General features: G+C 67.5%; 14 protein-coding genes. 9 read left to right on the forward strand and 5 right to left on the reverse strand.

What is annotated here, in order from left to right:
* Position 1: 1 nt before the first annotated feature.
* The 3 genes from ACM9NP_RS21945 to ACM9NP_RS21955 all read left to right on the forward strand — a co-directional run bounded on the left by ACM9NP_RS21945 (position 2) and on the right by ACM9NP_RS21955 (position 2,236).
* Positions 2-784 carry a hypothetical protein gene (locus ACM9NP_RS21945; RefSeq protein WP_415648654.1) on the forward strand — a complete coding sequence of 261 codons (783 nt, stop codon included), beginning with the start codon at positions 2-4 and terminating at the stop codon, positions 782-784.
* Positions 781-1,419 (forward strand): hypothetical protein, encoded by a 639-nt coding sequence (locus ACM9NP_RS21950; RefSeq protein ID WP_415648655.1) that lies wholly within the window; start codon positions 781-783, stop codon positions 1,417-1,419. The genes ACM9NP_RS21945 and ACM9NP_RS21950 overlap by 4 nt, the downstream gene beginning before the upstream one ends.
* Positions 1,420-1,696: 277 nt before the next feature.
* Positions 1,697-2,236: a hypothetical protein gene (locus tag ACM9NP_RS21955; protein WP_415648656.1), complete on the forward strand. Its 540-nt coding sequence runs from the start codon at positions 1,697-1,699 to the stop codon at positions 2,234-2,236.
* A gap of 304 nt (positions 2,237-2,540) precedes the next feature.
* Here the strand turns inward: ACM9NP_RS21955 and ACM9NP_RS21960 are convergent, their stop codons facing one another.
* Positions 2,541-3,368 carry a hypothetical protein gene (locus tag ACM9NP_RS21960; RefSeq protein ID WP_415648657.1) on the reverse strand — a complete coding sequence of 276 codons (828 nt, stop codon included), beginning with the start codon at positions 3,366-3,368 and terminating at the stop codon, positions 2,541-2,543.
* Between the two features lie 420 nt (positions 3,369-3,788).
* Entirely contained in the window at positions 3,789-4,994 is a 1,206-nt protein-coding gene (locus ACM9NP_RS21965; RefSeq protein WP_415648658.1) for an arginine deiminase, read from the reverse strand.
* A gap of 107 nt (positions 4,995-5,101) precedes the next feature.
* Here ACM9NP_RS21965 and ACM9NP_RS21970 point away from each other — a divergent pair, with 107 nt between their 5' ends.
* Entirely contained in the window at positions 5,102-5,527 is a 426-nt protein-coding gene (locus tag ACM9NP_RS21970) for a hypothetical protein (RefSeq protein WP_415648659.1), read from the forward strand.
* A gap of 56 nt (positions 5,528-5,583) precedes the next feature.
* Here the strand turns inward: ACM9NP_RS21970 and ACM9NP_RS21975 are convergent, their stop codons facing one another.
* Entirely contained in the window at positions 5,584-6,108 is a 525-nt protein-coding gene (locus tag ACM9NP_RS21975) for a YbhB/YbcL family Raf kinase inhibitor-like protein (protein WP_415648660.1), read from the reverse strand.
* A gap of 317 nt (positions 6,109-6,425) precedes the next feature.
* Here ACM9NP_RS21975 and ACM9NP_RS21980 point away from each other — a divergent pair, with 317 nt between their 5' ends.
* From ACM9NP_RS21980 to ACM9NP_RS22000, 5 genes are all read left to right on the forward strand, one after another.
* Complete coding sequence (locus ACM9NP_RS21980) at positions 6,426-6,824, forward strand: Imm32 family immunity protein (RefSeq protein ID WP_415648661.1); 399 nt, start codon at positions 6,426-6,428, stop codon at positions 6,822-6,824.
* A gap of 167 nt (positions 6,825-6,991) precedes the next feature.
* Positions 6,992-7,864, forward strand: a complete 873-nt coding sequence (locus tag ACM9NP_RS21985) for a Stf0 family sulfotransferase (protein WP_415648662.1) — start codon at positions 6,992-6,994, stop codon at positions 7,862-7,864.
* Between the two features lie 265 nt (positions 7,865-8,129).
* Complete coding sequence (locus tag ACM9NP_RS21990) at positions 8,130-10,541, forward strand: FtsK/SpoIIIE domain-containing protein (protein ID WP_415648663.1); 2,412 nt, start codon at positions 8,130-8,132, stop codon at positions 10,539-10,541.
* On the forward strand, positions 10,538-11,188 hold the full coding sequence (locus tag ACM9NP_RS21995) for a hypothetical protein (RefSeq protein WP_415648664.1): 651 nt from the start codon (positions 10,538-10,540) through the stop codon (positions 11,186-11,188). Before ACM9NP_RS21990 ends, ACM9NP_RS21995 begins: the two co-directional genes overlap by 4 nt.
* Before the next feature lie 236 nt (positions 11,189-11,424).
* The gene (locus tag ACM9NP_RS22000; RefSeq protein ID WP_415648665.1) at positions 11,425-11,754 is read left to right on the forward strand and encodes a hypothetical protein; all 330 of its coding nucleotides are present in this window, start codon (positions 11,425-11,427) and stop codon (positions 11,752-11,754) included.
* 81 nt (positions 11,755-11,835) lie between these two features.
* Here the strand turns inward: ACM9NP_RS22000 and ACM9NP_RS22005 are convergent, their stop codons facing one another.
* Both ACM9NP_RS22005 and ACM9NP_RS22010 read right to left on the reverse strand, forming a co-directional pair.
* Positions 11,836-12,018 carry a hypothetical protein gene (locus tag ACM9NP_RS22005; RefSeq protein ID WP_415648666.1) on the reverse strand — a complete coding sequence of 61 codons (183 nt, stop codon included), beginning with the start codon at positions 12,016-12,018 and terminating at the stop codon, positions 11,836-11,838.
* A 77-nt stretch (positions 12,019-12,095) separates the two neighbouring features.
* Positions 12,096-12,650, reverse strand: coding sequence for a hypothetical protein (locus ACM9NP_RS22010; RefSeq protein WP_415648667.1), 555 nt, complete (start codon positions 12,648-12,650; stop codon positions 12,096-12,098).
* Positions 12,651-13,189: the final 539 nt, after the last annotated feature.

The following is a 13,189-nucleotide window of genomic DNA, read 5'->3' on the forward strand; positions in this document are numbered from 1 at the left end:
CGTGTCCAGTCAGAGTGACCTCATTTCGACCGCGACGACCTATGCCGATGAAATCGGTCTGGCCAACTACATCTGCGCGGAGTACATGCCGGGAGCGCCCTTGCCGGGCGACATCGTCAACTACGCCGCCCGCTTCGATCCCGACAAGATGGCCGAGTGCCGGGCGAACCTCGAAGACATGCGCGCGAAGTACCACGAGTTTCGCAATGGAAACTACGCGAAGGACCTGAAGGACAAGTGGGCCGGCGCGGGCGGAGAATCCTTTCAGGATAGATGGGCCTTCCTGGAGAACCACGTCGCCAACGAGAATGACACGGACAGTGTCTACAGCTTCTTCAACGACATGCTCGACGGCATGAAGAACGTCGAGGTCGCGGCGACGAACCTACAGAAGTCCTGCGTCCACGGGATTGAAGGGCTCGGCAACCTGCGAGCCGAATACTGCAAGGCGCTGGCGGCCTCGACCGATGACGGTGCCACCACGCTCAACACGATCATCGGCTACGTCGGTACCGGCAGCGGCCTCGGTTCCGCCGGAGGTCCTCACGGGATCGTCGCCGGCGCGATCATCGGGTTCATTGCCGGCATGGTGGTGACTTTCGTCGAGGATGTCTCCGCACAGTCCGAGGTGACCCTCCCGGGCGCTCCGAATTTGACGAATCAGATGAACGACATGGAGCTTCAGCTGACCGGTGCGCTCGACCCCGGCGCCTACGGACTGCATGACGGCATCACCTACTACTACCCGACCGAGAGCGTCAGCGGCGAATGGGAGGACGTGTGACGGTCCGACCGAAACGGTCCCTGAGCGTGGTGGTCGCCGTTCTGGCCGGTGCGTTGATGGTCGGTTGCTCATCGATGACGCCGGGCATCGATCTCGGGGACCGGTTCGTCAAGTCGGACATCGCTTTCGGGGACCGCTGTCACGAGGTCGCGCCCGAGTTCGGTGCGACTGACCCGATCGTCTCCGAGTCGGCGGGTGAGTCGACGTTCTGTTCCTTCGATCCAATCGATATGGATGGATTCTTCGTCTACATCGATCTCAGTTCGGGCGCTTATCATGATCCGTTGCGCGACGAGTGGCGACGAAGGATCATCGAGGACTCCGGTGATCCGACCAACGAGTGCGTTCTCGTGGCGGCGTCCGCCGACGCCGACGCGAAGGGGCACGAGTACGTCGAGGTCGAGGACGGCTCGGGATACTGCCTTCGAGAGATCGATGACACGTCATCGCCCGAGGCCTCCGTCGACGGCAGGACGAGTTTCTTCGCGCACTCGTACCTCATCAACGTCGACATCCGGGTCGAGATCACCCCGGCGCTTCGAAACAGCGGCGACCCGATGACCCGTCCCATCGACGACATCCGAGAACTCCACCGGAACATCACCATGACGCTGTTCGACGCATACCGTTCATGACTGGTGGCACCTGATCGGGCTTGCGTCGGGACCGAGTCCGGTCGTCGACACCGAACCACCACGTTCGCCGGTGAACGCCTCTCGTCATGAGCGCGGTCGGCGCGTGGTGGTCCTCGGTTCTTCGGGGCCTTCGCCGACGGCGAACGGCTCACCGGGTTCGACGACCTCGCCGACCCGGGGCGGGTCCGTGATCGCGTTCCGAAGTGGATCTACGCTGCGCAGGCTCGCACCATCGACTCCGACCACCACCCGCTTACTACGCAGGAGAACATTGGTCATGGAGATCCGCCACGGTCAGTTCATGTATGTCCGGCCCAGTGACGGTGCGACCGTCACCGATCTGATCGTGTGGTCGGACTGGCCCGCCAGCTGGTGCTGTGGCGAGGGGGTGGTTCACGACGACGAGATCCTCGAACCGCCCGTTACCCCGTTCGACGACGACCTCGTCGTGGTCACGGCGACCTGCCCGTCGTGCTCGAACGTCATCGCCCCCGCATGGTCCCGGCTCGACGCCGACGCCTCCGACGAGAAGATCGAGGAAGCCCGAGCCGCCGTCGCGGCAGAGGCTGAAGCGGCGATGAGCGGCGCCGTCGCCAAGGTCATCGACGAGCTCCTGGACCGGCTCAAAGACAGGCGGGACCGGATCGTCGCCGGCGAAGGCCCCGAGGACGTCCTCAGTAGCGAGCCCGATCCCGAGCCCTACACCGTCTTCCGCCGCAGTCAAGACGGCTCCCTCGCCGTGTGGGGCCACGATCCCACCCTCGAAAGCGACTTCATCGAAGTCGACGAGAACGACCTGAGGAAACGCCGGGGCTGACCCGTGCCGCCTCGAAGACGACGCGGTCCACCCGGCTTTCATTCGGGCCCAAGACGTTTGGTTTCGCCTCGAAGACCTCCCCCACGTATGCGGCCGACGTGACGGACATCGAATCAGCACTGTGGATACAGCGGTCGGGGCCACTAGTGCATCGACGCCAATGAGGAGTGCCCACTGCGCTGGGAGGGCGCCGACTCCTGACCGGTCAACGGCGGGCTGTCCTTCGACCGCTTTCCCCATGACCGGCGCCGATCCGGACGGACGACCTGAGCGGCGTCGTCCGGAGCGGCACGGGGAGCCCGGCTCAGGCGCGGCGAACCTGCATGATCGCGACCCTGGCGGAGTGACCGTCGACGTGCATCGGCACGGTCGCCGTCCGGTTCAGCCGTATCTGGGTGCCGTTGCCGCCGGGGATCCAGCCGATCTGGTCGATGCCCTTGGCGAAGGCGCGCTTCTCCTGATTGGGCACGAACAGGGGCATCGCACTTCGATTGACGTCACCGGTCCAGATCACCGGGAAGCCGCGGCCCCGCCAGTAACCGATGACGTTGTCACGTTGCCTGCGGAAATGCTGTCGCCACATGTCGACGCGCCACTTCTCGTGGGAGTCCGTCTTGCCGTTCCACGCTCCGGCGACGTAGTGCGTGTTGACGAAGACGAATCGCAACTGCGGGTCGTCCGCTCGGGAGAGCAGGGCCTGGGTGATGTAGCGAGCGGGCGTGACCCCCGCCTTCCCTCCGTGGCACGAGGTGACTCGTCGTTCGAGGATCTTGTACGCCTTCGGAACGGACATCGGGACGCGATGCGCGGGGGAGTCCCATTCGTAGATGTTCTGGTAGGCCGAACCGAAGTGCTTGTTGATCCAGCGTGGTTCGTTGTCGTCGGGGTCGCCCTCTCGGATCTCCTGCCATCCGACGAGCGGTTTGGCGAGGCCTCCGTCGATTCTGACGGCGTTCCGGACGTCGCGGATCGCCCGCTCTCGCTGGCCGAGGTTCGAGCGTCCGATGTTGGCGGTGATGACGACGAGGCGTTTCCACGCGCCGGCCGCCTCCGCGGTGCCGCTCAGCCCGGCCGCGCCGAGCAACGCGCCACCGGCCAATGCCAGCGCGTGCCTTCTATTGATGTTGGTCATGGACCGCTCCTGTCGTCGAGTTGCAGCCATGGTCGTACAGCGGGCCGTACTCGGGCAATGTCCGACCCCATGCCGAACGCATAATGCCGTCATTATGGATACGGGTGAGAAGAAATGCCATCCGGGCCGTATCACCTTGTGCGACAAGGCAATCGATATGGCCACCGCGCAATCCTATAAGGATGTCGCAGGGTTGTGGTGGACGGGCGCGAATGCGCGACGCGGGGTTGTGGCCCCGTGCCGTGGGAACCATTCCGCGTCGCGTGAGGAGCGTGCCCGGAACGCTTTAAGGGCACCGGCTTGGACCACGCCCGTCGCCTCCTCCGGAACCGACGAGGACGGCCGCCGATCTAGCTCGACCGACGGCCGTCGTGGTGAGTCGGGCCGTCGACTTCTCCACGGCCCGACGCGCACTTGGGCCTAGTAGGCGTCCCGCAGGATCGGGCAGGACATGCAGCGCGGCCCGCCGCGACCCGAGCCGAGTTCGGAACCGGCGATCTCCACGACCTCGATGCCGGCGTCCGACAGTCGCTTGTTCGTCTCCTGGTTGCGTTCGTACGCGACGCACAGGCGCGGCGCGATCGCGAGGGTGTTGTTGCCGTCGTCCCACTGTTCGCGCTCGGCCGTCACCGGGTCGAGACCGGTGTCGATGAGCCGCAACGCGTCGATGCCCATCGCGGAGGCCGCCGCCGTCAGGAACGGTTGCGGCTTCTCGACGATGATGTGGTCGTCCTCGTGCCGCCGCACGGTGAACGCGGTCAGCGTGTCGGCGACGTTGGGGTACATGACCATCGCGTCGACATCGACCATTGTGCACACCGTGTCGAGGTGCATCGTCGCGCGTTCCTGGGCGATCGGCACCGCGAGCAGGGTGTGGGCCAGGTCGGCGGCGAAGATGCGCCGCGCGAGCCGCTCGGCGCCCGCCGGGGTGGTCCGTTCCCCGACTCCGACCGCGACGACGCCGGGCGCCAGCAGCAGGACGTCCCCGCCCTCCAGGTGTTCCAGCGACGGGTCGTACAGCTTCGGCGAGCCCGCGAACCGGGGGTGGTGGGTGTAGATCAAGTCGGTGAGGCTCGTCTCGCGTTGGCGCGCGGGCATCGCCAGCGACGTCACCGCGACCTGGCGGCCGATCCACACCGATGAGTCGCGGGTGAACAGGAGGTTCGGCAGCGGGTCGATCACGAAATCGTGACGATCCATCATCGTGTACACCAGGCCGGAGCCCCGTCGAATCTCCTCATGAGACAGTCCGGCGATCAGCGTGGAGGCAAGAGTGTCGACATCCAAATCGGATAGATAGGAGCGGACGGACGCCCGCAACGTGTCCCCCAGCCGCTTGTCCGCCAACGCGGACGCCACGGCGGCCTCGCGCGCGTCGGGCAGCGCGAGGGTGTCCCGCAGCAACTGCTGGATGTACAAGACCTCGACGCCGTGCGATCGAAGCGCCGCCGCGAACGCGTCATGCTCTTCTTGCGCGCGGTCGACCCACGGGATACCGTCGAACAGCAGCGAACCGTTGTTGCGCGGCGTCAACCGCTTCAACTCCGGGCCGGGCCGGTGCAGCACCACCGTTCGCAAACGCCCGACCTCGCTGTGGACCTCGTGAGGGAACCGCTCGTCAATCATGGCCATAGGCTGCCATGTTTGACGGGTCGACGGGACGTCGGCCATGCGGATGACCATCGGACTTAACGTTGGCTCAGGTAACCGGGCATAGGTGGGAGGAGCGGCACATGGCGCGCATCGAGTTGTCGTTGACCGCAGCCGACGATGTCGGCCGGTCGGCGTGCCAGTCGTGGGCGGGAGCCGTCAGCGGTTCCGCCGACGCCTGCCTACTGCTCGACGAGCGCGGCACGGTCGTCGCGACGTCCGCGTCGTGTCGGGCGTCACTCGGCCTGCCGGACGACATCGACGGAACGGGAACGACACTGCTGTCGTCGCCGATCCGCCTGCTGAACTTCCTGGCGGCTGGCGGCACGCTGCCGAGCTGGGACGCCGAACGCGTCCCTCCCTTGCAGGCGTTGAAGACCGGCGCGCTCGCGCGGGGCCTTATCCGGGTCTCGGTCGGCGATGTGGCGCGGACGTACGACGTCATCTCGACGCCCCTCCACGGCGGCACCAGCCTCGCCGGCAGCCTCAGTTTCCTTCGGCGCTGTTGATCCGAACGCTCCGACCGGGCGGACGGTCGGTGGTTGATCGCCGCCCGGCGCGTGCGTCAGGCCTGGTAGACCGGGGTGACGACGGCGCGGGCGATCGTGTGGAACGCCAGGTTGAAGCCCACGACCGCCGGGGCCGCGTCAGGCCCGACGTCGAGCCGTTCGACGTCGACCGCGTGCACCGCGAACAGGTAGCGGTGCAGGTGGTCACCAGGTGGCGGGGCGGCTCCGCCGTACCAGCGGTCGCCGTAGTCGTTGCGCACGCTGAGCGCGGGTGGGGGCAGCGCGTAGTCCTTGGCACCGGCGCCACGCGGCAGCTGCGTGACGGTCGCGGGCAGGTTCACCGCGACCCAGTGCCAGAAGCCGCTGCCGGTGGGGGCGTCCGGGTCGAAGCAGGTCACGGTGAAACTCTTGGTCGCCTCGGGGAAACCCGTCCACGACAGGTGCGGGGAGGTGTCGCCGGCGGCGGCGACGTGGTCTTGCGCGAGCAGTTCGCCGTCGCGAATGTCGTTGGACGTCACGGTGAACGACGCGACCTTCGGTAGGAAATCGTACGGCCACGGTGCCCGGGGACGATCCAGCATGAGTACTCCGATCTCGAGGTTGTCCCGTTGCTTCGGACCGCGTGAGGCGCGTGTCAGGGCGTCACTCGGCGGGCCCAGGTACGGGTCTTCGAACCACCGCACGGTACCGGAATCGCGCTTCCGATATCGGGAACCGCCGCCCCGGCTCGACGGTTGGGCAGTGCGTCGATGACCGCCTATTCGGGGGTGCCCTTATGGGTTTCGTCAAGCGGAGTAGCGTCCGTGACGGCTGATCTTGAGCTGGGGAGCCCCGGTTGGCGAGGGGCAACAGCTTTGATCGTTGAGTCGGAGTCGTGGAACCGAAGGGGTTGTCGCGGATGAGGGTTCTGTTCTTTCCCAATGAGGGTGGGGTCGACGTCTCTGGCGGGGCGGCGGAACTCGTTGTCCTGGCCCTTGCTCTTGTCGCGGGGGAGGGCTGCGTGGAAGCCACCGCCTCGGCTGAACCGAGTTTCGGTGGCACTGAACTCGCTTCGGTCCAGGTAGTGGGCAACAGCGGCCCGGGCGTCCGGATCAGAGTCGACTTGGAGCACCGCGGTCTCCTTATCGAGGGTGACCGACAAGGCTTGACTGCCCTCGCTGACAACGTTCGGTCGATAGCGGAGATGGACGACGGCGGGCACCAGCACATCGAGTACTTCCCGGGGCACTACTACCTTGCTGCGGGATCACTGGCCATGGTCGTGAACAGTCCACACGGGGGCATGCCGACTCGGTGAACGAATGTCGGCAGTGGCTGGTCGATACCGGCCCGATACCGGGAGGCCCGGAGGCCCGTTGCGGGACCACCGAAAAGGTAATGGGGGTCCGGCGAAACGTCACCGCGATTCGACGCCCGCCGCGCGGGCGCAGCGGGTGTCGACCGAAAGCCCTCTATATTGGCGCGGTGTCCCCGAACGTCGACGCGTACTTCGTGTGCGCCACGCCCCGGACGGGCAGCTCGCTGCTGCTCGGTCTGTTGGGTTCGACCGGCGTCGCGGGTCATCCGCAGGCGTACTTCCGCTCCCCCGATGAACCACTGTGGGCAGACCGCTGGGCGCTGCCGCGCACCGGGACCGGAGGAATCCACTACCCTGCCTTCGTCCGGGCCGCGATCGCGGCGGGCAGCACCGACAACGGCGTCTTCGCGGCGAAACTCATGTGGGGGACGCTCGCCGAACTCGTCGCCAAGCTCGGGTCCACCAGCACCGCCCTCGACCATCTCGCCTCGCTGACGGAGGCCTTCGGTCGCGTCGGTTTCGTGTATCTGCGGCGGGAGAACGCTGTGGCGCAGGCGGTGTCGTGGCTGCGCGCGGAACAGACGGACACCTGGTACATCGGTGGCGCGGGCGAGATCGGCGGCAACGGCACCAATGGCGGGGAGCCACGATTCGACGCGTCACGGATCGCCGAACTCGTCGGTGAGATCGACGATCACAACGCGGGCTGGGTGCACTGGTTCGACGCGCACGACGTCGAGCCGCACGTCATCACGTACGGGGGCTTGGACGCCGATCCCGCCGGGACGACACGCGGCGTCCTCGACCACCTCGGGATCGAACTCCCGCCGGAGACGTCGATCAGATCCCGCCACCACCGACAGGCCGACGCCCTCAACGACGAGTGGATCGAACGCTTCCACCGGCATCGCCAAGCCCAGGACGACCGACCCGGTCCGGCCACCACCGCCACCAGATCTCACCACCGCCACCGGATCTCACCACCGCCACCAGATCTCACCACCGCCACCGGATCTCACCGTCCACGAACGAACAGGTGACCTCCTGATCTCCGCTTGGTTGGGCAAATGGCTGGCTTGGTTGGGCAAATGTTCGAATTAGGCGTGTTTTCGCAATTTGCCCAACCAAGCGGAACTTTTGCCCAACCAAGCGGTTCATGCCCACCGCCGCATGGGAAGCCGTCGCAGCCGGATCGATGCGGCGCATCGGGATCACGGGCCGACGGCACCGAAACCTCTGCCCCTTCCCGCCGCGACAGTCGGTATCGTCGAACCGTCCACCGCCACCGTTCGAAAGGGGCCCGCGATGCCCGGTCTGCGCGGCACTTTCGACGCCGCCGTCACGGCGCACATGACGGCCGTCGGCACGATCAACGCCACCCGAGCCGCGCTCGACTCGGCCCCGAACCCGCCCCCGCCACCCGATCTGCTCGCGACGGAGGCCGCGCTCGCCGCCAGGCTCGACGCCGCCGCCTCGCATCTGGACGCGCTCCCGACCGTCGTCCGACTGGGCACCGCTCGCTTGCACGCCGCCTCGTTCGGCGTCTACGTGCCGTTCCTGTCGTCGGCGCACCTGTGCCTGTCGGCGGACGCGAAGGACGCGCGGGTCGCCGCGCTGATCCGTTCCGTTCTGTTGCAGGCGATCGCGAAGGCCGACCCCGGAACGGTCGACATCGTCACCGTCGACGCCGCGTCCGTCGGCGCCTCGGTCGCCGCGTTGCGGCCGCTCGTCGACGCGGGTCGGATGAGCGCGCCCGCCACCGATGACGCTGGTTTCACCGCCGCGCTCGCACGCGCCGAGGCGCACGTGAAGGCCCGGCTGTCGGGTGAACGGGGCACGACGATGATCCTGGCGATCGCGTCCGCTCCGTCGCGCGCGAACGGTGTCGCGGAACGGATCGAGGCCCTGGCCCGGTCGGGCGTCGCGGCGGGGCTGCACCTCATCGCGGCGGGCTTCTCGGGCCTGCCGGACTCCGTCGACGTCACGGTCGGCGAGCACATGCGCGTCGCGAACCCGCCGGGCGCGCCGTTCGGTACGGACGGCGGACTCGCCGCCGACGTCCACTTCGACCCACCACTGTCGACCGATTACGTGCGCGCCGAGGCGGCGAGACTCGCCGAGGTCGCCCGCGCGGCGTCCGTGATGACCTTCGCCGACATCCGCCCCGCGCAACTGTGGACGCACGATCCCTCCGAGCGCCTCACCACCGTCGCCGGCCGAGACGCGAGCGGCACCGTCACCCTGGCCTTCGACGACGCGACTCCGCACTGGCTCATCGGCGGGCGCACCGGCGGGGGCAAGACCGTCTTCCTCCTCGACATCCTCTATGGACTCGCGGCTCGGTACTCGCCGCAGGACCTCGCCCTGTATCTGTTGGACTTCAAGGAAGGCGTCTCCTTCACCGAGTTCACGCCGCGACCGGGCGACCCGACGTTCATCCCGCACGCCCGCGCCGTCGGCATCGAGTCCGATCGCGAGTACGGCGTGGCGATCCTCCGAGAACTCGACGCGGAGATGACCCGGCGCTCCGTAGCGATGAAGGCCGTCGGTGTGGCGAGGTACGCGCAGCTGCGCGCCGAACGGCCGGTGCCGCGCATCGTGTGCGTCATCGACGAGTTCCACGTCCTGTTCGCGGGCAACGACGGTCTCGCGAAGGAGGCGGTGTCGCTACTGGAGAACGTCGCCCGCAAGGGTCGCTCCTACGGCATCCACCTCGTGCTCGCCAGCCAGACGACGTCCGGGATCGAGGCGCTGTACACGAAGCGCGATTCGATCTTCGGCCAGTTCGGTCTGCGGATCGCGCTGCCGGGCGCCACCGGCGTCCTCGACACGCACAACACCGCCGCGAACGGGCTGCGCACAGGCGAGGCCGTCGTCAATCCCGACGGCGGACTGTCCGGAAGGGACCGGGTCATCCGCTTCCCCAACGCGCACGCCGAACCGGAGGAACTGCGGCGACTTCGACACGACCTGTGGCAGGCGCGCGGCGACATCGCTCCGCCGACAGTCTTCCGGGGATACGCCGCCGTCCACATCGACGACGACCCCGCCTACGCCGCGCTGGCGGCGACCGCCACGCCATCTGTCCTGTTGGGACGCTACGTGGACGCCGGGCTGCCGACCGTGGCTCTGCCGCTCGACACCCGGCCCGGGAGCCACCTCGCGATCATCGGCCCGGACGTGGCGGGCGCGCACCTCCTGCACGCCGCCGCGCTGTCGCTACGGGCCCAGGTGCCGGACGCGACCTTCGTCGTCGCGGGCCTCGCCGAAGCCGACACGGTCGCCGACACCGTGGCGGCCCTGGGTTCGTCGATCGTCGAACACGTCGACGCGACGGGCCTAGGCGCGGCTCTCACCGCGCTGCCGGACCGGACGGGACCGGTGTACGTCCTCGGCTTCGGCCTCGACTCGGCGACCTTGACCCGCCCCCAACAGGAGGCGCTCCGCGCCGTCCTGCGGACCGGGCCCGCCTCCGGCGTGCACCTCCTCGGCTGGTGGCGCAACCTGCGTCGACACATGGACGACCTCGGCCCCGGCGGAAGAGAGGACATCGCGACGTCGATCGTCCTCAACGTTCCCGGACACGAACTGCTCAACCTATATGGACAATCGGTGCTGGGTTGGAACCCTCGCCCGAACCGGGCGCTGCTGATCGACCGGCACGCCAACACACGGCGATTGATCGTCCCGTTCAGCCGCAGGGAGGCGACAGCGTGAACGCGTGGGAGGAATACCTGGCGAGGCTGCGGGAGCTCGACGCTGTGCGCACCGCGCACGCGCGCACCACCGCCACGGAGCACGACCACCGCCGCTCCGCCACCGACGCGCTCGACGGCCTGACTCACCGGCTCTCGGAACAACGCGACCGCCTCTCCGAGCTGTCGCACCACTGTCGACTGTCACCGTTGCCGACTCATCCGCCGCCGGTCCCGGCGTCGCCGCCCGGTCACGCCGTCGACCACGTCCGGAGCCTGGTGGACACCGCCGAAGCCGCCTACGGCCAGGCCCGATACCTCGCGCACCGGCCGAAACTGTTGCCCCGCTGGCGATCCGACGAGCGCAACGGCCTGATCTACGGGGTGTGGGCGCTCATCGGACTGTTCGCGTCCGTCGCGATCCTGTCCTCGACGTCGACCGACGGTTCCCTCGGTGACGTCATCGGCGTGGTCATCGCCGGGCTCATCGCGCCCGCGTGCGCGTTCACGGCCGGCTGGCTGACGATCGGCGTAGTCGCCCGGCCGACACTCGGCGACCCGGTTACGGGGCCGGGTGGACGCATCGATCGCAACCCCCGCCTCGGAATCGTCATCTGCGCGAGCACGCTCATCGTCATGTGTTGGCTCGGCAGTGTCTACCTCTACTGAGGACGCGGTCCGTCACTCCCGCGATTTCGGTGTGGCCCCAATCGGTTCGACTGATCGCGGCGAGAATGTCGTCGCGTACGAGAACCGACATTCGGCACCGTAAGCCATGAGTCGAAAGGAATCGGACTCGGCGACCATATTGACAGTCTTCCCCCGAAACCGGAGACTGTAGGGAGTGGTTGTCCCGTTGCCCAGCGGATCGCCTGCGGCACGGCACCTCTGGCGAAGGGGACCTTATGAGACTGACCCGAACTGTCCTGCCCACCTTGGCTGCCGTGGCCGCCGCGATGACTCTCTCCGGTTGCGGTGTCGACGGCGCCATCGCCGACTACGGCACCGTGTCGGTCTGGGAGGAGCCGGACTCCGGTCTGGACGTCACGCCGATCGCGGAACTCACGACGCTGAACGCCGTCACCGTGACCTGCCATGTGTCCCCCGGACCCGACGAAATGACCGGGTACTACAAGGTGACCTTCGACGGAGGCAGCGGCTACATCGACGACAGCACCGCGATCCTGACGGACGAGGGCACCGCCATGCGGACCGACAGCGTCCCCGAGTGCTGACGCCCCCACCACGGAATCGCTTACAAGCCAACCTGTTAGACGGCTGACACGTACCGACCCGGCTGACCGGCGGCGTCGTCCTCAGACCGGTCGGTACGGTCCCCAGCCCATGTGGTCGTGGTACTGGGCCATCGCACGCTCCCAGGTGTCCGCCTCGAAGACATGCAGCGGTGTCGCGTCCGCGTCGAGCGGCGCGGGCGGGGGCACGCCCTCCGGGGACAGGGTAAGTTCCCCGTCCTCCGATTCCCACAGTTCGTAGCGCACTGCCCCATTATGACGACGCGACGCACGCGTCGAGACGAGGACGGCACCCGCCAGGGAACGGCGGGCCTCGACGGTGTTCATCGCATCGGCCACAACGCTTCGGCGACGCCCGCGACCGTCGGGTTCGCCCAGGTGCCGTCCGAGCCTCGCACCCGGTTGAACAGCCTCGGCGAGTAGTTCGCGAAGTTCCTCGAGAGGAGGGCCCGGTACCACGAGCCGAGGTAGACGCCGAAGACGCCGAGCGGCGACTCATCGTCGGGAAACACGGGATCGATTACCCTGCCGACGATCTCGGTGAGCTCCGCTCTGCTGATGTCGGCGACCACGGGCGGATCGGGGAGGCTGACCCGAAACGCGGCGACCTCCTCGCCCTCCTCCTCCCACGCGAGGAGCAGCGAATGAGGCGCCACGGTCTTGCCCGTGAGCTCGCCGATCCTCGCCGCCGTTAGTTTCGCTTCCGCCTCCGCCGAATCCGGGTCGTCGTCGGCGACCGACATGAGCTCGCGGATGAGTCGCAGCACCGACTCCCGCGTTCGCTCGGCGGCCGCCAGATCCGGTTCCAGGATCGCCCTCAACTTCGCTCCCTCCGCGCGGTCCAAACCGAGAATGCCAGTACCGACGACGACGGCCATCGGCCGGACCGTGGCAGTTCGGTGCCACAGCATCTGAACTTTCGGAGGGCTCTCGTTGAACTCAAGGTGGCAAACCACTTGGCCGGGCTTCTCCTTCGGCTTGGTGGGGCGATGTACGGACTGGCACCTTTCTGCGGTGTCGGTGGTCGAGACCCACCAAGCCGGGAGACCGGGCCGCCGCCGCGCAGGAGGGTTCCGACCTGGGAGCTTGCGGTCTGGTCGTGGTCGTCTTTCGCGGCTTGGTGGGTCTCCGCGCTGTCTCCGCAGAAAGCCTTGGTCACGTACGCCCGCCCCACCAAGCCGTAGGTCTGTGGCCACCTGGCTTTCATTGAGAATCGTTGGTGTTCACCAGGAATCTTCTGGAATGTCTGCCCGATCAGAGAACTCGTGCCGGGAGGGCTCTCGTTGAACTCAAGGTGGCCAGCCACTTGGTCGGGCTTCTCCTTCGGCTTGGTGGGGCGATGTACGGACTGGCACCTTTCTGCGGTGTCGGTGGTCGAGACCCACCAAGCCGGGAGACCGGGCCGCCGCCGCGCAGG

Source organism: Stackebrandtia soli, assembly GCF_965137155.1.
Classification (GTDB): Bacteria; Actinomycetota; Actinomycetes; order Mycobacteriales; family Micromonosporaceae; genus Stackebrandtia; species Stackebrandtia soli.

Coding starts and splice junctions, on each gene's coding strand:
- ACM9NP_RS21965 (WP_415648658.1), bottom strand. CDS start 4,994: ATGATTGACGAGCGGTTCCCTCACGAGGTCCACAGCGAGGTCGGGCGT.
- ACM9NP_RS21960 (WP_415648657.1), bottom strand. CDS start 3,368: ATGACCAACATCAATAGAAGGCACGCGCTGGCATTGGCCGGTGGCGCG.
- ACM9NP_RS22000 (WP_415648665.1), top strand. CDS start 11,425: ATGAGACTGACCCGAACTGTCCTGCCCACCTTGGCTGCCGTGGCCGCC.
- ACM9NP_RS21970 (WP_415648659.1), top strand. CDS start 5,102: ATGGCGCGCATCGAGTTGTCGTTGACCGCAGCCGACGATGTCGGCCGG.
- ACM9NP_RS21975 (WP_415648660.1), bottom strand. CDS start 6,108: ATGCTGGATCGTCCCCGGGCACCGTGGCCGTACGATTTCCTACCGAAG.
- ACM9NP_RS22010 (WP_415648667.1), bottom strand. CDS start 12,650: ATGGCCGTCGTCGTCGGTACTGGCATTCTCGGTTTGGACCGCGCGGAG.
- ACM9NP_RS21980 (WP_415648661.1), top strand. CDS start 6,426: ATGAGGGTTCTGTTCTTTCCCAATGAGGGTGGGGTCGACGTCTCTGGC.
- ACM9NP_RS21955 (WP_415648656.1), top strand. CDS start 1,697: ATGGAGATCCGCCACGGTCAGTTCATGTATGTCCGGCCCAGTGACGGT.
- ACM9NP_RS21990 (WP_415648663.1), top strand. CDS start 8,130: ATGCCCGGTCTGCGCGGCACTTTCGACGCCGCCGTCACGGCGCACATG.